The sequence below is a fragment of the Halococcus hamelinensis 100A6 genome (assembly GCF_000336675.1).
GTDB classification, from domain to species: domain Archaea; phylum Halobacteriota; class Halobacteria; order Halobacteriales; family Halococcaceae; genus Halococcus; species Halococcus hamelinensis.
Map to the genome: position 1 here is coordinate 1 of NZ_AOMB01000036.1, position 19470 is coordinate 19470.

15 protein-coding genes are annotated in these 19470 nt (G+C 57.3%); 8 read left to right on the forward strand and 7 right to left on the reverse strand.

The window, feature by feature from the left end; genetic code table 11:
* Window positions 1–576: mandelate racemase/muconate lactonizing enzyme family protein (locus C447_RS12925; protein WP_007694571.1), on the forward strand; the 576-nt coding region annotated here is incomplete at its 5' end.
* A 213-nt stretch (window positions 577–789) separates the two neighbouring features.
* Here the strand turns inward: C447_RS12925 and C447_RS12930 are convergent.
* Both C447_RS12930 and arcD read right to left on the reverse strand, forming a co-directional pair.
* Window positions 790–1554, reverse strand: coding sequence for an IclR family transcriptional regulator (locus C447_RS12930; protein ID WP_029601979.1), 765 nt, complete (start codon window positions 1552–1554; stop codon window positions 790–792).
* Between the two features lie 1087 nt (window positions 1555–2641).
* Window positions 2642–4093, reverse strand: a complete 1452-nt coding sequence (arcD, locus tag C447_RS12935; RefSeq protein WP_007694573.1) for an arginine/ornithine antiporter ArcD — start codon at window positions 4091–4093, stop codon at window positions 2642–2644.
* 343 nt (window positions 4094–4436) lie between these two features.
* Between arcD and C447_RS12940 the strand changes: the two genes are divergently transcribed.
* Window positions 4437–5834, forward strand: coding sequence for a DUF402 domain-containing protein (locus C447_RS12940; RefSeq protein ID WP_007694574.1), 1398 nt, complete (start codon window positions 4437–4439; stop codon window positions 5832–5834).
* Window positions 5835–5862: 28 nt separating this feature from the next.
* Here the strand turns inward: C447_RS12940 and C447_RS12945 are convergent, their stop codons facing one another.
* Window positions 5863–6519 carry a hypothetical protein gene (locus C447_RS12945; RefSeq protein ID WP_007694575.1) on the reverse strand — a complete coding sequence of 219 codons (657 nt, stop codon included), beginning with the start codon at window positions 6517–6519 and terminating at the stop codon, window positions 5863–5865.
* Here C447_RS12945 and C447_RS18355 point away from each other — a divergent pair.
* Window positions 6512–7090, forward strand: a complete 579-nt coding sequence (locus tag C447_RS18355) for a hypothetical protein (RefSeq protein ID WP_193361384.1) — start codon at window positions 6512–6514, stop codon at window positions 7088–7090. The two genes, C447_RS12945 and C447_RS18355, sit on opposite strands and share 8 nt — an antisense overlap.
* A gap of 342 nt (window positions 7091–7432) precedes the next feature.
* Here C447_RS18355 and C447_RS12960 read toward each other — a convergent pair whose 3' ends face one another.
* On the reverse strand, window positions 7433–7621 hold the full coding sequence (locus tag C447_RS12960) for a hypothetical protein (protein WP_007694581.1): 189 nt from the start codon (window positions 7619–7621) through the stop codon (window positions 7433–7435).
* A 148-nt stretch (window positions 7622–7769) separates the two neighbouring features.
* Between C447_RS12960 and C447_RS12965 the strand changes: the two genes are divergently transcribed.
* Window positions 7770–8501 carry an SDR family NAD(P)-dependent oxidoreductase gene (locus tag C447_RS12965; protein WP_007694583.1) on the forward strand — a complete coding sequence of 244 codons (732 nt, stop codon included), beginning with the start codon at window positions 7770–7772 and terminating at the stop codon, window positions 8499–8501.
* Between the two features lie 30 nt (window positions 8502–8531).
* Here C447_RS12965 and C447_RS12970 read toward each other — a convergent pair whose 3' ends face one another.
* Window positions 8532–9431, reverse strand: a complete 900-nt coding sequence (locus C447_RS12970; protein ID WP_007694585.1) for a polysaccharide deacetylase family protein — start codon at window positions 9429–9431, stop codon at window positions 8532–8534.
* 100 nt (window positions 9432–9531) lie between these two features.
* The gene (locus C447_RS12975) at window positions 9532–10518 is read right to left on the reverse strand and encodes an asparaginase (protein WP_007694587.1); all 987 of its coding nucleotides are present in this window, start codon (window positions 10516–10518) and stop codon (window positions 9532–9534) included.
* Between the two features lie 980 nt (window positions 10519–11498).
* Between C447_RS12975 and C447_RS17340 the strand changes: the two genes are divergently transcribed.
* Window positions 11499–12950 carry a sulfatase family protein gene (locus C447_RS17340; RefSeq protein WP_080505381.1) on the forward strand — a complete coding sequence of 484 codons (1452 nt, stop codon included), beginning with the start codon at window positions 11499–11501 and terminating at the stop codon, window positions 12948–12950.
* A 157-nt stretch (window positions 12951–13107) separates the two neighbouring features.
* Here the strand turns inward: C447_RS17340 and C447_RS12990 are convergent, their stop codons facing one another.
* Entirely contained in the window at window positions 13108–14469 is a 1362-nt protein-coding gene (locus tag C447_RS12990) for an APC family permease (protein ID WP_079255024.1), read from the reverse strand.
* 291 nt (window positions 14470–14760) lie between these two features.
* Here C447_RS12990 and C447_RS12995 point away from each other — a divergent pair, with 291 nt between their 5' ends.
* From C447_RS12995 to C447_RS13005, 3 genes are all read left to right on the forward strand, one after another.
* Window positions 14761–16416 (forward strand): sulfatase-like hydrolase/transferase, encoded by a 1656-nt coding sequence (locus C447_RS12995; RefSeq protein ID WP_079255025.1) that lies wholly within the window; start codon window positions 14761–14763, stop codon window positions 16414–16416.
* A gap of 84 nt (window positions 16417–16500) precedes the next feature.
* Window positions 16501–18021 (forward strand): sulfatase family protein, encoded by a 1521-nt coding sequence (locus C447_RS13000; protein ID WP_079255026.1) that lies wholly within the window; start codon window positions 16501–16503, stop codon window positions 18019–18021.
* Between the two features lie 86 nt (window positions 18022–18107).
* A complete protein-coding gene (locus tag C447_RS13005; protein WP_080505382.1) occupies window positions 18108–19412 on the forward strand; it encodes a sulfatase-like hydrolase/transferase in 1305 nt (434 codons plus the stop codon).
* Window positions 19413–19470 lie beyond the last annotated feature (58 nt).

The window sequence follows — 19470 nt, forward strand, 5'->3', positions numbered from 1 at the left end:
GTCGGCGACCGTGCCGAGGTGGCCTTCGACTGTCACTGGTCGTACACCGCCGACGGGGCCAAACGTCTCGCGTACGCACTCGAAGACTATCCGATCTGGTGGCTCGAGGACCCGATCCCCCCCGAGAACCACGACGTCCAGCGGACGGTCACGCAGTCGACGACCACACCGATCGCGACGGGCGAGAACGTCTATCGGACCCACGGAAGCCGTCGCCTGATCGAGGAGGAGGCGGTCGACATCCTCGCGCCCGACATCCCCCGCGTTGGCGGGATGCGCGAGGGAATGAAGATCGCGAACATGGCCGACGATTACTACGTGCCGCTCGCGATGCACAACGTCTCCTCGCCGATCGGGACGATGGCGAGCGCCCAGCTCGGGGCGGCGATCCCGAACGTGCTCGCCGTGGAGTACCACTCCTACCAGCTCGGCTGGTGGGAGGACCTGGTCGAGGAGTCGGTGCTCGGGACGGGCCGACTCCCGATCCCCGACGAGCCCGGACTGGGGCTCACGCTCGACTTCGACACCGTCGGCGAGCACCTCGTCGCCGGCGAGACCCTCTTCGACGAGACGTAATCGAAACATCGAATATATCCTTAGTTCTCGCGGGTCGAACATAGACGAAACTGAGACGTTCTCCGAATCGCCGGAGACCACGACTGATCTCCATTGCTGCAACCGACAGCACCCAGATCGAACGACCGACAACCGATACTAACAGCGGAATTTTGAGCGAGTGATAGTCCGCGGGGCGTCGTGGTGGTTGTCCGATAGCTCCAGGGTAGCAGATCAGATACTGATGACATCCAACCGAACTTCGTTTGCGCTGTCGAGGACTTTTCTGGGGAAATCCCGAGTAAAACGTTCGTTCTGGATCCGATAGGACGGTCCCGAAACACCTACCGCACCGAGGACTTGGTCGTCTCCGTCGAGAATTGGCGCTGCAACGCACCGCAGTCCTGCCCGTTCCTTTTCGTCATCGAAGGCAACCCCTCGTTCCCGTATTCCCGCTAATTCCCGAGTGAGGTCATCGTACTGGGTAGAGACTGAACCAGCCTCGGCAGCTGTCGTTGGTTTGTCGATGATGTCGACCACACTCTCCTCGGGAAGATGAGCTAAGATAGATCTGCCAAGGGCCGTGGTGACAAGCGGAAGCCGTGTGCCATCGACGAACCTGGGAGCGATCGCGTTCTCTCCCTCTACGCGGTATAGATACGTTCCGTGACCATCGTCTTCTATCATAAGACTTGCAAGCTCACCCGTAGAGTGTGCCAGGCCATCGATTTTTGGCTTTGCGACGTTGTAGAGTTCGATCTGTCGCTTCGCGTAGGTACCGTACTCGAGAAATCGAATACCGATCCCGTAAGAGGTCCCGTCTTTGACGACGTACCCTTCTTGGACCAGCGTGCTGAGATAGTTGTGTAGCGTGCTTTCGGGAATATCCAAGTGATCAGCCAACTCGGAGGCCGTCCCACCATCCATCTCCTTGAGCGCCCGAATGACGCTGAAGAGAGTCCCCACTGATCGTATCGCGTACTGCGTTCGGTCTCCCACGTTCGGTTGTCTCCCCGAACCATAATGAATAATTCGGCGTTTTCCGGCATCGCTCAAATACGATGAGATGGTTTCGTTCGAATCGCTTGCTACCCAGTGCTACTGATTAGGATATCGATATTTCAGTCGCGTTGGTCCTGCCGATGCTACCGGGCCTCGACTGCCTGAGCCGAATCTCGTGCTCTGCTCCTCGTAGGAGCAGTTGTGTCGCTACTCACGAATCGATTCTTATCGGGAGTCTTCTCGCCACCTATCGGTTATAAGTTATTACATACTCGACTGGAGATGATTGCATCGAGTTCGGGGTACGTTGCACCTCTGAGTTCGACGAAGTCATCGGACGAACGACTCCCGAGCAATCACTCGAATCGCCGTCAACGTTCATCGGACGGATTAGACCACCAAAACGACTCGGAAGGTAGATCCGTTCCATTAGGGTGGCTGTTGTGAGTTCCGTCCGACAGTATCCCTTGATAGTCGCCTGAGCTGTTCGCCGAAGTATCTGTTGAGTTGATACGACTGGTATAGAGCTTCTTTTGGACGAGAATGCGCATTTCGGCTACCCTCTGCTAAGCGAGCTAGCCTTGTTTGTGAGTACAATCATGGCTCGCTGCGTCGCCGACTTTCCTCTGACTCCCCTCAGTACTTGGTCGACCTCTTTCGTAGTGACAGTCGCCAAATTGAGTGCAATGCTGTAAGCGAAAATCAGTAAAGATATTTTGCTGAATATGGTCGTTGAAGGGCTATCGATCGACAGGCGCTTCTAGTTTCTATCCTGATAATGAGCTTGCTGTCGAAGTCAACAACCCCATCAACCGTTCCGGTGATCGTGAGACTAGATTCCAGTGTCGACCTGATCGTGAGAGGGCCGCTTTTGTCGAAGACCCGCACCGACTCCTTCCATGCGGGTTCGGTTCGGCACTTCTCGGGATGGTGGGCACTCATCGAGTTGGTCTCGCAGGTATCCGGACGTGACCGGAGGTCTCCAGAGGGATCTACAGTATAGAAGAAGACGATGATTAACTATTGCGCCTCGAAACATTCCATACGCCGCCAAGATTCCCGTAGTAGTACGGCAGTGAGTTTCTCAGTCGTCCGCTGTCGATACGGTGTCGAGCGATTCGCCGTCTTTGGTCGCTATCCCACGCCCGGTTACCGCCATCACGAAGAGAATGAGCGGCGAGAGATAGCCGAAGAAGTAGTACGGTGCGTACTGGAGCGTTGCCACACCGAGTACGCTCGCCATGTACACACCACCGGCGTGCCACGGTATCAGCGCGCCAGTCGGCGTGCCAGCGGATTCGATGGCCTGTGAGAGTGCCGAACTGTCGAGTCCGTACTCGTCGTAGAGATTTCGGAGACTCATGCCGGGTACGGCGATGCTCATGTACTGTTGCGCCGAGAAGAGATTCACGACGATAGCCGAGATACCGGTGGCGGCGACGAGACTGCTTGCGCCCCGGATCGACCGTTCGAGCGAGCGCGCGAGCACCGCGAGGATGCCGGTTCGCTCCAGAAGTCCGCCGAGCGAGAGTGCAGCGACCACGACAGCGATCGTCCACGCGGAGCCGGTAAGTCCCCCGCTCGCAAGCAACGAGTTCACCGCTTCACTCCCCGTCTCGGGGTTCGTACCGTTCAGAAATACCTCCCATGCAGTAGTGAACGACGGGTCTTGAAGGAAGATTGTCGTTCCCACCCCCGCAAAGACACCGGCGATAAGCGACGAGAGAGCCGGATAGCCGTACACCGCGAACCCGAACGTCACGAACAGCGGGAAGAACACGAGTACCGAGATATCGTACGTACTGGCGAGCGTACTCCGAATTTCACTGACCCGCCCAACTGGAATAGTTCCGATCGTCTGTAGTCCGAGGTAGGCGAAGACGACGACCGAGACCCCGAGGGCGAGGGCTGTCCCGAGACGCATCGCTCGGATATGGTCGTAGAGGTCGGTGTTCGTCACACCCGCTGCGAGGTTCGTCGTATCCGATAGCGGCGACTGCTTGTCCCCTGCGTACGCACCCGAGAGGATAGCCCCCGCAGTCATCGGCGCTGGAATCCCGAGTCCGGAACCGATGCCGACGAACGCGATACCGAGCGTGCCTGCAGTCGTCCACGAGGACCCGATAGAGAACGCGACGATAGCCGAAAGGAGGACTGTCGTTGGGAGGAAGACGGTCGGCGTGAGGACTGAAAGCCCGTAGTACATCATCCCCGGAATCGTCCCTGCACTCACCCAGGTGGCGATGAGCGCATAGATAACGAAGATGATCAGGATGGCCTGTAACCCCATCTTGAGACTGCTCTCGACACCATCGTAGAGACCTTCGAACGAGATATCCATCCAGTACCGACCGACCAACCCAGTCAGAACGATGCTCCAGAGCAGTGGTCCGTGTGGTGCGAGTCCCAGTACACCGGAGCCGATGCCGAGGAAGACGACGACACCGACCAGTGGAACGAGTGCCTGTAGGATCGACGGCTGCTGTCCGCCGAAACGGGACTCATCAGTCAGGAAGTCTGCGTCGAACGAACCCATCTACCTCAACACAATTACTGGCGGGTATTAAGCGGCACGATAATATTCCCATAGGGAATCATGCTCGATCACCACAGATCCGTTCGCTTCCCTAGCTCGACTGAGTGAGAGGCGAGCCAAACGACGTATCGACCTGCGTCGTTTCCGGTATCGAGTACGTGGCCCTAGTCTGGATACTTCGAATTCGACCTTCGATCGGGGCTACTCGTTCACTCCAATCGAAACGTTGCTGGGGACGAGGCAGTTCCATGCTGAATATGGGCGAAGACGAGACTCCCGCGGATCTCGAGAACCGGTTCCCGGACAGATCCCCTCATCAGCATACTAACGTGTATGGCGCGCTATGAAGGCTCGAATTCGTGGCATCTACGCCACTGCACTGACTCGCCTCTTCCGCGAGGCCGACCACGCGGTCGTACAGGCGTCCCCCACTATTCGGGAGCGCTTCGACGGTGCGTTCGCCGTCGAGGAACCCGACGTCGCGATCGAGACGACCGATGATCGACAGGGCATCGGCGTCCACGGCGACTCCACGGCGGTGAACACTGCAGCGACCTCTCTCGCCAGCCTCGAAACGGATACGTTCAGCTGGTCCGCGAATATGCCGCGTGAGGCAGTGTTCACGGGGAAGGTCACGGAGACGGTCAGGGGCGGTGCTGTTGTGGACTGTGGCAGTGGTTCGGGATTCCTTCCCGATTCGAATACGGAGCACCAAATCGAGGAAGGTGACCGACTCAGGGTACAGGTTGTCGACCCTGTGCCGCCGTGGAGCGACGACCGGCCAGTGCTCGATACGCACCTCGAAGTGGGTGGCAGCTTAGTCCAGCTTGTGCGCGATGGGTCCGTAGATACGTCCGCACAGCCGGGTATGGCTGCGAATCTAACTGGTCTCCTCCCGAACGACCCACCGGATGGCTGGCAGGCACGCTGGATGGACGCGAGCGACGACGCGGAGTTCGCCGCGCTCTCGGACGCACTCGCGTCCGCGAGCGACCGGGCTACAGCTATCGATGCGGCGCTCTCCGACGCACCCGAGAATCAGGACGAACCCGGTGTCGTCTGGGACGAGAGTGCGACGACGTGGATCTGGTTCGGCCGTGCATCGCGCTTCGCGCTCGACGACGCTCGCCGGGCAGTCTGCTCGACGATGGCTGGCCACCACCGTATCAAAGCCGGGAGTACGGATGCAAGCGCTGCTGTCGAGCTTGTGGAGGCGGTATGCGATTTGAATGACAGTGCGGAATCCGAGTTCCCGTTCGCAACGATCGCTCGGCAGTTCGGGCCACACGAGGACGATGAGATCCGGATCGTCCACGGCAAGCCGGACGGCCGTCGAATCACGTTGGGTGACGGCATCGTAACCGACCGCGACGAATCGAGTGTTACTATTCGACGGGAGATGACGCCCGGGGGAACCTACGACGCGTTGGGAACCGAACGCCGTGCTGGCGATACTGCGACGACGAAGTTCACCGAGGGGAAGTGGTGGTATCCAACCGTCTATCGGGATGCGAACGGAGAGCGTCGGGGGACGTACGTCAACATCTGTACGCCGGTCGAGGTCTTCCCTACTGCTGCTCGCTATATCGACCTCCACGTCGACGTCGTGAAGCACGCCGACGGCCGGATCGAGCGAGTGGACGACGCCGAGCTCGACAGTGCTGCTTCGGAGGGTCACGTTTCCGAGCCGCTCGCTGAGACGGCTCGCGAGGTTGCGAGCACCATCGAGAACGCGCTCTGACTCCCGATCGTAAGCTATCGAAGGGGCCCTACTCGTACGAGGGCTCTTTCGTCTCCCCCGGTTGGACGGTCGCCCAGACCTCGCCGTTCTGATAGACTTTCAGCGTTGCCGACCCCTCGTTTTCGATGCTGTAGAGTGCACCATCCGTCGAGTACGTATCGACGCCACCCGCGCCGACGAACCCGTACGCCCCTGACACCATGCCCGTGTAATCGGGGTTCTCGGCCGTGGTTCCCGGGTTCGCCTCGCTTTCGTAGTAGAACGGCATCGTGCCGGCTTCCCCGGCCATGAGCGTGTAATTCGAGGCCCCATCACCGACTGCCTCGACCGTGATGAAGTTCTCACCGCTCGACGGGGCGTCGGGGTCGACTCGTTCGCCATCCGTTCCTTGACCCGGTTCGACCGTCTCGTACAGTTCGCCGTTCAGGTACACCTCGAGCGGAACGTCGCCATCGTTGACGAAGCCGAGGGAGGGCTCGCCCGCAATAGTCGGTTCGTACTGGTAGCTATCGACCCCGTTGTCCCCGACGAACCCTTCGGCGTAGTAGGGGTCATCGAGGATCACTCGGTCCTCGTAGCTGGCGGAATCCTCGGTGTCGGCTTCCGCCCCCAGTTCGATGTTCGGGCCCGTTCCCCCGTACATTCGATAGTACGAGCCACCCGAGCCGTCCGCGACGATGGTCACGTTGTACCAGCCTTCGCGGGACGAGTCCGCTTCCGCTGCTGTCTCCGTCCGTGTCGGGGTAGCAGTCGACGTCGGCGTCGATGTCGACGTTTCAGTCGGTGTCGATGTCGGGGTCGCTGTTTCGGTTGCCGTCGGTGTCGGACTCGGCGTCGCTGTTTCTGTTGCTGTCGGTGTCGATGTTGCCGTTTCGGTCGGAGTCGGCGTTTCGGTTGGTGTTGGGGTTGGCGTTGCCGTCTCAGTCGGTGTCGCCGTTGGAGTCGGCGTCGCCGTAGGGGTTGCCGTGTCGGTCGGTGTTTCCGTGGATGTCGACGTTGGTGTAGCCGTATCCGTCGGTGTCGACGTCGCCGTTTCCGTTGTCGGGAGAGCCGTGTCCGTCTCGGTCGATGGGGGTGTGAGCGTCGACGTGCCGTTCGGCTCCGGAGTTGCCGTGCTGATCGATGTCGACGTGGAGGTGGACGTTGCTACTGGTGTTGAGGTTGATGTCTCCGTAGCGGAAGCCATGGAGTCGTTCGATACCATACTCGTGTTGTTCGTTGCTGGGACCGCCGTCGAGGTGCCCTCGGGTGCCTGAGAGAGGAAGCTACAGCCGGTCAGTAGCATCGACACGACCACCAAGACGACGAGGAGAGAGCGGGAGTTCACACTCAGCTCGTCCGTTGCTGTGGGTTGTGCTGGGTGTGCAACCCAGAACTTGCTTCTCCAGTGGTGGGATGCAGGGCGCAAATCATTTGCTTCTGCATTGAACCCACCTCGTATTAGCACTTGGGACTGGGATTTGAACGGCCGATGAACTCCGGGGGCCGACTACCGGTTCGAGACGGCCTCGGTCGTCGAAGACTACTCCTTGGCGAACACGGTTATAGAACGGTTCTCGGGGCGAACGGTTTCGATGCTGGAGATGGCGAGAAGTGGATCAGACGGACTCCTCCTCGTTCTTCGTCGGTACAACCTCCTCCGACCCGCAGTTCGGGCACCGCTCTCTGTTCGTCGCGAACCGCGCCTTACACTCTTTGCACCCGTAGTCCGCGTTCTCCTCCGTATCGTCCATATTCTGTTTGAACCGCTCGGCCTCTCGTCCGAGTTTTCTGAATACATCCCTCATCGCTTCCGAAAGGCGACGGAGTGTGATAACCGTTCGCCGGTGACGAACGAAGAGATCACGCCTGATCGATCCGCTCTTCGTCCAAACCTATCCGCTGGAGGGAGATCGCGAACCGTTTAACCACTCGGTAGTACAATGGGGGTATCAGATGGTCGTGCTCATCACCGGTGCAAGCCGTGGTATCGGGCGCTCGATAGCGTACTCACTCGCGCCGGACTACGATATCGCGGTCAACTATCGAACCGCTGAGGAAGCCGCCACTGGGGTCGTCGACGACATCGAAAGCGGTGGGGGAAACGCGATCGCGGTGAGTGCCGACGTCAGCAACTCGGAGGACGTCGAATCCATGGTCGCGAACGTCGTCGATACCTTCGGCGATCTCGACGCGGTTGTCAACAACGCTGGCATCGTCGACCCGGACCTCGCAACTGATATCGACGACGAGCAGTGGAATCGCGTCCTTGAAACGAATCTTTCGGGGGCATTCTACGTTGCACGGGCTGCGATCCCGCATCTCGAGCCCGACGGAGACGTCGTATTTCTCTCCAGCATTGGGGGAACCGGCGGGACAGTTGATGCGAGTTACGCGGCGAGTAAGGCCGGTCTTCATGGCCTTACACGATCGCTGGCCCGCGAATACGGTGGGGAAGGCCTCCAAGTCAACGCCGTCGCGCCCGGCCCCGTCGAAACCGGTCTCAATGATGCTATCCTCGAGCATCTGGAGGCGATCGAATTCCGCGGGCACGGGAACCTCGACACCCATCTCCCTCAGTACGCCTGCCAACCGGAAGACGTCGCCCACACTGTCGAGTACGTCTTGGAAAACGAGTACCTCCAAGGCGAGATAGTCAACGTCAACGGTGGAATGCAGTTCCAGTGACGCTCTCCCCCTGAGGGAGTCGGCCCTCGCTCAGATATATTCGCCGTGCGCTTCGTAGACGGACGGGTCGTCGTCGTACTTTCGAGCGACCTCCTCTAGCGTGACGAAGTCGGCGTTCTCGTGGCCTTTGATGTAGGTGATGAAATCCTCGAGATGGGAAATCATGTGCGGCAGGCCATGCAGATCGGGGTGGATAGTGAACGTGTAGACTCCAGCACCCCGACGGTTGTAGAGGTAGTCGAACTGCCGCTTGTAGTACTGCTCGTACATCATCTCGGGGTCCTTGTACCCAGCATGGTAGAGCGGCTGTTTGATGAAGAGCATCGCTGGAATGTCGTCGCGATACCAACTGATCGGGATCTCCACGACGTCCGTCTCCTCACCGTACTCGTATGGTGTCGTCCACGTATCGGGGTCCTGGTCGTATTTGATCGGCTCCCAGCTATCGCCTTTCCGCATATAGCCCGGCTCGAACTCCCGTTCCATGAGGCTGCTATCGTAGAGGAAGTCGTACTTCTCGACGAGGTCCGGCGTGTTCTCGCTGAACTCCCACCAGCTTGCTCGGTGACCGACCGGTTTCTCACCGGTCACCTCCTCGACGAGGTCGATCGAGAGCTGGAGGATCTCGTCTTCCTGCTCGCGTGAGAGATCCGTCGGGTTCTCGTGGGAGTAGCCGTGAACGCCGATCTCGTGACCGGCATCGGCAACCGCTTGGATCTCTTCGCGGAACGTCTCGATAGTGTGCCCGGGCACGTACCACGAGGTATCGATGTCCTCGTCTTCGAAAAGCTGGAGCATCCGTGGGATGCCTTCGTTCCCGGCCGAGAGCCCGCGCGAAAGGTCCGCGGGCGAATCCGCACCCCCGTACGATCCGAGCCAGCCAGCGACACAATCCGCGTCAACGCCGATCGCTACGTCGATATCACCCATCGTGGATCGTTTTTCATCTCGTGGGCTGAGCCGATAGCCGTGGTCCTCCTCGCAAATGTTGCTGATATCTGCGCGCTCGACCGGTTGATGCGCCGCGCGTTCAAGCCCCCCTCTCGAAAGCCTCGCGGAGAGCATCGATATCGTCGGTCCCGAGCGCTTCGATGAGCAACAGTAGCTTCAGGCGTGCTTTGTGTGCCGGGAGGTCACCACCCTCGATAGCTCCGTGTGATCGGAGCGTCTCGCCGCCGCCGGCCGTTCCGTACACCGGGGCGACGGCACCATCCTGACACCGAGAGGTGATTACAACGGGAACGTCCGCTTCGATGGCGTCAGCGATGGCATCGCCGAGTGCGCTCGTCGTATTGCCGAGACCAGTTCCTTCGACGACGATACCGTCAGCATCCATTCGAAGAGCGTCGGTTACCTGCTGTGCGTCGACACCGACCCCGGTCTTCACCATCGGAACGGTGGCTGTCGGCCTGCGCGCGTCGACCGAGATCGACCGACTGCCAGGCTCACGGAGAACTCGGATCCCCTCACGAGTCGAGCGCGCAACCGGGCATTTTTCGGGTGAAACGAACGCCGAGAGCTTGCTCGTGTGCCGTTTCGTCACGTCGCGGGCAGCGTGGAGTTCCTCATCGAAGGCGATATAGACACCACCCGTCCCCTGGAATCGCTCGTGACTCGCCATCCGCACTGCCGTGAGTAGGTTGCTCGGTCCATCGGGGCTCACCTCATCCGGCCGCCGCTGAGCCCCTGTGAGGACGACTGGCGCGTCGAGATCGAGCACGAGGTCGAGGTAGTAGGCCGACTCCTCCATCGTGTCAGTCCCGTGAGTGACGATGACCCCTTCCGCTCCGTTCCCGACAGTCGTTCGAATTCGCTTTGCTATCGTCGCGAGGGACCCGCTATCCATATCGAAGCTGGGCGTCTGTACTACTTCCACGACCTCGATGTCCGCATACGAGGTGAGTTCCGGAACGGCCGCAACGAGGTCGTCACCGCTTTTGCTCGGCGTCGCGCCAGCTTCGCCGGACGTACTCGCGATCGTCCCTCCAGTACTGAGGATGGTGAGTGGCACGGACATTGAACTTCGTTCTATCTGGCGGTGCTGATATAATAGCACTTCTGGAAAATCAGGGAACGGATCCTCCGTCTCGCTGGTGTTCGTCTTGTCTGATTCTAAGATAGCGCTTTGGAGATTCGTTCCCCTCTTCGATGAACCTCAGGAGGCTAGTATCGTATAACTCACTGGCACCGCAACTGGTCCATGAAACATGCTTATTCAACAACTAAATGACCTCTCGCAACAGCCTGTCACGTTCTTCAAATCCACTGAGCGAAACCGATCATATGACGAATTTGAACCATACATCGGCCGCTTCAAGTATGATTTCGCCGTGAATAGTCGGAAAGCTTCACCCCATGACATAAGAGTTGGTAGCACGATATCATGTTCGCAATGGCTTGACTGGGAATCGATCAATAAAAAACACTCATCTCAATTGGTTCAAGCCATTCGACCATTCGCTCTCCTCTGTTTTACCCTTTTTCTTACTTATTTTATCTGTATAGAAATCTTATTTGCTTCATGAGTTGAAGTCCAAGTGAATTCCAATTGAATAGGATTCGAGGTCTATTTTCACATGTAACACAAAAGAGCGAGTTTAGCGAAGAATATCGTATCTTTCCTGCTACTGCAGGCAGCGTGGTCTGTTGGGAGGTGAATCGGAGAGCAATCGAAGATATGCGGTCAATCTCGAACGCAGATACGAGTCAACAGCCAGCACCAGAGTTGGGAAAATTATATTGATTGTAAGAGTCTCCTGCAACCGAGATGGATATATCGCGGTTGATACGATACTGTTCGCTCGCAGAACGCCAATAGCCAATTACCGCCGCACGGATCATCGCGCTTAGATGCTCAAAGCTATCGTGTCCGTCGGCACAGATACTCAGGCGACGGTAGGCGTTCATCGGATGGTGCAACGCATCAGGTCAGGTATCATTGGGTTTTGATCTGATATTCAGTATACTCATATTACACCAGCCACAACATCAGATCGAATGCCTGAGCAACCAAATGTGCTGGTCGTACTGTGCGACCAGATGCGGCGTCAAGCGATGAGTTGTGCGGGAGATCCGAACGTTTCTACACCGAACCTTGACCGCCTTGCAGGAAACGGTGTGAGGTTCACGAACGCTAACTCAACGACCCCGATATGCGTACCAGCACGGTTCTCACTGTTTACGGGCAAACATGCACATACTCGCAACGCACATCACCACTGGCGAATGTCACCCGCGGAAGAGACGTTCGCCCATAGGTTCGCCGAGGATGGATACGAGACCGGCTACATCGGTAAGTGGCATCTCGCGGACGTCGGAAGGGATAGACCGGTACCCGAACACTCTCAGGGAGGATTCGAATACTGGCGGGGATTCGAACTCAAGAATGAGCCGTTTAATACGGCCTACTACGAAGATGGCGATACGAAACCACACTCCCTTGACGGTTATCAGACCGACGGGTTGTTCGACCTCGGTGTTGAATTTCTTGACTCCCATGGATCGGAAAACGAACCGTTCTGTCTCACGATCTCGGTAGAACCTCCACATCCCCCGTTCACTGCTCCTGAGGAATTTCTTGAAGAGTGGGAAGATAAGCCACTGGAACTCAGACCTAACGTACCTTATGGGGACTCTGAACCTCCACTCAATATCATTGGCGAACCGTATTCACGATGGGGCGACTTGGAAGCATCTTCGGCCGAACTGTATGAACGATACGACTACCACGGAGAGACGTTTACCGAGGAGATGCGCAAATACTACGCTATGGTCGAAAATCTCGACGAGAACGTCGGTCGATTAATTGAAGAACTCGAACAACGCGGGATTCGCGACGAAACGGCGCTCGTGTTCACCTCCGACCATGGCGAGCTGCTCGGCTCGCACGGATTCATGGCAAAGCAGCATCCATATGAAGAGTCAGTCGGTGTTCCCCTGATCGTCTCGTACCCGAACGGCGACATAGACACGGGTCGAACGATCGATGCCCCCACATGTCTAGAGGACCTCCTACCGACACTTCTCGGTTTGGGAAGCGTCGACTGTGAGGAGGAGTACCCCGGTGTAGACCTAACACGTATCATGCAAGATGAGGAGGAAACACTCGACCGCGATGGTGTTCTGCTGGAATTCGTTCGCGAGGTCAGGCCGATGATGCCATATCACGACGAAACTTGGCGTGGGTTCCGGAGTGAGAGGTACAAGTACACAGTCAAAGGATACGACAACATGAATCCCGGAGCATTTACTGAGTGGGGGGAACCCTGGCAACTGTACGACCTAGAGGAAGATCCATACGAACAAAACAATTTGATCGACGATCCGGACTCTCGGGACATCGCTCAGGAGATGCACGGCCGACTACGAAATGCATTCATCGAGTACGAGGACGACTATGCGCTTGATGCAGCATTTGGGTATGATGAGCTAAATACACCGGATATTTAGCCACAAGCAAGGCTAAACACAGCGGCACGACGCGACACCATCGCGAGATTTTTCCTGAATTGCTGCATAATATCCATCCGTAAACTCTCTTCAAGAATTTCAGGAAGGAAGAGGAGGGTGCGGCTCTAAGGCATCGACACTGGCAGGGCGATCCCGCTCAATCACTACCTGAGACGGATCCTGCTTCCCCGACGCTCTCCGCATCGACATCCACACTCCCCCGCAGTTTCTGTACAGCGTAGATAACAACTCCGGACGAGACGAAGAGCAGGTACCACTGCAACCCAGTCGGACTCTCTATTGCTATGGAGACGACTAATGACCCCAGTACTACTGCCGCTATTCGGGAAAACCACCGGACAGTGGTCCGCGACAAGTACTTCGACTCGGATAGCGGGCCTGTTTCGAAGACCTCGGGTCGAGTAGAAGGTAATCGCGACGCTGTCACGCACGTAACTGTGACGAGAGTGAGGTTCCCCATAGCGGAACCCTGTATCATATCGTTCAAAGGGATGTTGAGGAAAACACCAACGATGGAGGCGGCTCCAACAATGAGGAGGACATACTTCGGTTCGCCGTGTTTGTTCTCCTCACCCAGCCACTTTGGAAGGATACCGTCGTTGGCTGTGGCCTTCATGTATCTGGTGACCATCGAAAGAATAGCGATGTTTGATGTTACTCCCGCAACCATCGCCGCAACTGCGGATACTACGATCAGCTCCGGGCTGAGGTATTCGGAGGTAACGACACGGAGCGTTCGGTTAGCTAATTGGTCGGAAGGGACGATTCCGACGCTTACGAGTATGACGCCGATTCCGATCAACGCAACAGCACCTGTATTCAAGAACAGAATTTTGCCGAATGCCTTCCCAGGGTCTTCGATGTCACCACCGAAGTCAATGATATATAGACCCGAGATGAACGTCGTGAGCATGACGCCCATGACTGAGAGTGTTGGAACCGGGCCCGATGGGAAGACGGGAGTCAGTTGGTTGGGATCGATGTTCAGCACGCCCAATGCGAGGATCGTGCCGATCGCTATAAGGAGAAATGCAGACAAAACTATTTCGAGCCTTCCGACAGCTTGGATCCCGAACCAGACAACACCGACTGTTATTAGCAGTAACAAAACGGTGAATATCTGCGTTGAAACTGCTGGGAAGAAGGTGTTCAGATACGAAGCACCTGCGATAACTAGCACCTGAAGAATCACAAACCCGGACATCAATATCGATGGCCAGAGCACACCCCACCCCGCAAAGTGACTCACCTCCTCATGTTCAGGTAATAGTAATCTCGAATTGTAGAAATAATGACCTGGAGACGCTGACCAGAATTTCGTGAGAGCGAGGTATCCAGGTGCGGCCAATGCGACAACCCCCAGACCCAACAGTGTTACAACGGCGGTCCCCGGTCCCCCAATCGACGCAGCGGCAACTGGTTTTGACCAGAGAGCGCCACCAATGTTCAAACCAAGCATTACAGCTAGACCGCCGATCCAACCCAGCTTATTATCCATTATCGCAATGGAGAACGATGAGAGACCACTATAAATAATTTTGGATGCCGAGGCGCAGGTCACTTCACCAAAGCGTCTAACTCGGGTTCTCGCCTGATTTCATGGTACCTCCCACCATAGTTCGTAATACGATCCGCAAAAAACATCGACCTATCCTACAATCACAATGTTCCGCTAAGAACCAGACGAAGCTACGATGACTGGCTGTGAAGGGCGACTGACGGTATTCGGAGACCCAGAAAGCCTTGGCGGACGAAGGAATTAACCGATACCGAGATAGATCTCTTAATCATGAAGTCGAATCAACCAACAAACATTCTCTGGATATCACTCGAAGACACGAGTCCACGGTTTGGGTGCTACGGCGACGAGCTGGCGGAGACGCCAACCATTGACGAACTTGCGAGCGGCGGCCGGCGCTATACCAATGCATGTAGCACAGCGGGTGTCTGCGCTCCGTCCCGTGCCGCGGTGATCACTGGCCGATATCAAACAACGATAGGCGCTCATCACATGCGGACGAAACATACGAACGAGGACACGCCAAGAATCCCGACGCCGTACTCCGCCGTTCCACCCCACTTCGTCACTGCGTTCCCCGAGTATCTCCGCGCGGCGGGTTACTACTGTACGAACAACGAGAAGACCGACTACCAGTTCGATAATCAGGGCGACGATCCCCACGACTTCCAACCGCCGGCGTCGATTTGGGACGAATGCAACGAGGACGCTCACTGGCGGAATCGCCCGGATGACGACCAACCGTTCTTCGCCGTGTTTAATCCCACACGAACGCATGAGAGCGGGATGTGGGAGGACGCACTTCTGAGTGTTGGCGGCGAGCCGGAGACGGATCCTGACCGAGTAACAGTCCCACCATACCTCCCGGATTCCGACGGAGTTAGGGAGTCGATTGCCCGACAGTACGACAACATCACGCGGTCGGATGAGGAGATCGGTTGCCTTCTTTCCCAACTGGAGGAGGACGGTCTCGCGGAGAATACAGCCGTGTTTGTTTGGAGCGACCATGGGGAAGGACTCCCGCGCGCGAAGCGAAGTCTTTACGAATCAGGGGTGAACGTCCCGCTGATCGTTCGCTGGCCAGGTGAGGTTGAGGGCGGGGAGCAGAGCGACCGCCTCGTTAGCCTCGTTGACTTGGGTCCGACCGTGCTGTCGATCGCTGGGATCGACATACCCCAGTGGATGCATGGTCGTCCGTTCTTGGGGCAGGCAGAGCGTGAGTCACGCAACTACGTGATGGCCGCGCGCGACCGTATCGACGAGAGCTACGACATGGTCCGCTCAATACGGAACCATCGCTACAAGTATATCAGGAACTACGACCAGTCGAACCCACCGTTAGTATGGGTGCCGTTCCGCGCCCGAGGGGATGCGATGCGAGACCTGCTCCGTCTCCACGCGGAAGGCAAGCTGCCGGAGCGTCAGGCTCGTCTCCTCTCCGGCGGACGACCCGGAGAGGAGCTCTACGATCTCCACAACGACCCGCATGAAATCGAGAATTTGGCTGATGACACCGACCACCTCGATGTGCTCGCGGGACTCCGTACCGCGATGGACGAGTGGCGCAAGCGATGCGGCGACGAGGGTATGGTCGACGAATCACGGATGGTCGAACGGATGTGGCCGGATGGCGAGCAGCCGACAACGGCTACTCCAACGTTCGTGCCGAACGCACCGGAGAACCCCATGACGGAAGCGACGCCGGACGGAGATACGTTCACCGCGCCGGCAACGCTGACGCTTCACTGCGACACGCAGGGAGCTTCGATAGTCCATACTACTGACGGCGGATCGGAATCGCGATGGAAACTCTACAACGACGTTATCTCACTTCCAACCGGTGAGACGACAGTGCAGGCGAAAGCGATTCGATACGGCTACCGTGAGAGCAGTGTTCGCAGTGCGACATTCACTGTCACCGACTGACAACTCATCGACCGGTGCCGTTCTCTTTTCTCGCGCCGAGTATCAGATACATTTATGTCCTTTCGGAAACGCCTTCGGTCTTGTATGCGAATTCTGTACATAGACATCGATTCGCTTCGTCCGGATCACTTGGGTTGTTACGGATACGAGCGTGACACCTCGCCCAACATCGACCGGATCGCAGCGAATGCCCGACGATTCACGAACTACTACGTCTCCGATGCACCATGCCTTCCCTCTCGTACAGCCTACTTTACAGGTCGATTCGGGATCCACACGGGTGTTGTCGGTCACGCCAATATCAACGCAGATATTCGCCATCGCGGTGCCGCACGAGGACACTCGAACCGTGGTACGTATCGAACGCTTCCAACTGCATTACGCCAAGAAGGACACCGGACGGCGTTCATCAGTCCGTTTCCACAGCGCCACGGGGCTTGGCACGTTATCGATGGCTTCGAAGAATGGGTCGATACAGGTGAGTTCGGTGTCGAACGCGCTGACGTCGTCTACCCCCACGTGGAGAAATGGCTGGAAGCGCACGCTTCGGAAGAGGACTGGTACCTCCATGTCAACTTCTGGGACCCGCACACCCCCTACGACACGCCGGAAGAATACGGGAACCCGTTCGTCGACGAGCCTGCCCCGAGATGGCTTACTGAGGATTTGATCGAAGAGCAGTATGAGAGCTACGGCCCTCACAGTGCTCACGACCTGCACCATGGTTACTTGACCGGCGACGGTCCCGACGACCTCGAACGGACACCGAACGAGATCGCGAATCGGGAGGATTTTCGTCGCTGGGTCGATGGATACGATGTCGGTATCCGCTATCTCGACGGCTACATTGGCAAGATGGTTGATCTCCTCCGGGCACAGGGTGTCTACGAGAACACCGTAATCGTGATATCAGCAGACCATGGGGAGAACCAAGGCGAGCTCAACGTGTACGGCGACCATCAGACTGCCGACGATATCACATGTCGGGTTCCCCTGCTCGTCAGGGGACCTGGGATCGAGTCCGGCGTCGACAACAATCTCTACTACCATCTCGACTTCTCGGCGACACTTGTGGACTTGATTGGGGGTGATGTTCCGAGCAGTTGGGATGGCCGTTCGTTCCTTCCATCGCTCACCGACGGCGAGACGGTGGGTCGGAGCTTCCTCGTCACTAGTCAAGGTGCATGGGCGTGCCAGCGCGGCGTCCGGTGGAATGACTGGCTCCTGCTCCGAACATATCATGACGGCTGGCGAGACTTCGAATCCGTCGAACTCTACAACCTCACCACGGACCCACACGAAGTAGAGAACGTTGCTACAGACAATCCGGAAGTGGTTGACCATGGAATGGCGCTGTTAAACCGGTGGCATGGACAACGGAGGATCGACGCAGCAATCGGATCCGACGGTGGGAACCCGGACGCTCCGCGTGGACTTATTGACCCGCTTTTCGAGGTGATTCGTAGTGGCGGGTCGTTCTATCTTCAGGGAAACATGGAGGCGTACACGGATCGTCTACGCGAAACCGGTCGCGAGGCACATGCCGAGAAAATCGAGACCTACGACGGAATCACCCACCAAGTCCGAAGCGAACAGCCCCGCTAGCTATATCCATCACGACCGACACTTAACGAACATCTGATGGGTAGATCACCATCGTTATTACGTGACCTACATATACGACACTATCGATGGCAGGAAATAGACCAAACGTTTTCCTCATCCTTACTGACCAGCATCAGGCCCAAGCTCTCGGCGCGGTGGACGGTTCGTTCCACACACCCGCACTCGACGGCCTTGCAGCCGACGGTGCCCGTTTTGAGAACGCCTACTGTACCCAGCCACAATGCTCACCGTCGCGTTCCTCGATCGTCACTGGCCAGTTTCCACATCAAACGGGTGTCCAAGCTCTCTCTAACTGGGGGCCGCATGAACTTGATACAGCATCGAACAGCGTCGGCCGTACACTCCAAGACGCAGGCTACGAAACACTCTGGTCCGGTCGCTGGGATCTCGGTGTTGAGAATGCCACTGAGCTCGGGTGGAAGTACACCCGGAACCTTGACATTACCGGCACTGATGGGACATCGAGCCTCGAATGCGACCGTACAACAGCGACCGAAGTGTCGCGGTATCTACGAGAGTACGACGGTGACACGCCCTTTTTCGCAACGGCGTCCTTCAACCTCCCCCACCCTCCATACTTCGAGGATGAGTGTTTCCAGCAGTACTACGACCGGGAGGAGGTTTCACTCCCGACGAACTTCAACGACGATCTCTCCACGAAACCTGCGTTCCACCGAGAACGCGCGAAAGCCGAAGAATGTGATCTCTCAGAGGATGAGTACCGCGAAGTCGCCTATCGGTACCGAACAATGGTCTCGCGTGTCGACGCTTACATCGGGGTGGTATTGGACACACTTCGCAGCGAAGGACTCTACGACGACACGGTAATCGTGTTCACTGCCGACCATGGCGACATGCAGGCCGCGCATGGTCTCAACAAAAAGGGTGTCCTCGCGTACGAGGAAATCCTCCGTGTACCACTCGTTGTTCATCACCCTCAACTCGACATCGAACGGAACGTGATCCCGGACTTCGTCTCTACCGCCGCCGTCCCAGGAACGATCGTTGAGGCAGCGGGCGAATCAGTTTCACAAGCGTTTACCGGTGGAAGTCTGCTGCCAACGATGGAGCGCTCTTCGCCGCCCGACGATGATCGGGTTTTCTTCGAGCACAACGTCGCCTACTGGGGGCATCACCCCTACCGGGGGGTCCGTACCCCAGATTGGAAGCTCGTAGAGTATCCGAAAGATGGCGAGGGTGAGCTCTATGATATGCAAACGGATGCTGACGAACTAACGAATCGATACAACGACCCCGACTACATAACGGTCAGGGAGGCGCTCGAAAATACCATCGAGAGGTGGTGGAATGCGACTGACGGCGACATGGATGATTGGATTACTGAGCCGGACCTATCGTTCAGTCCCTGACTCGGGCGTACGGCCTGCGATGTTCCGTGACACAACGCGTCCATTCATGGCCATCGGG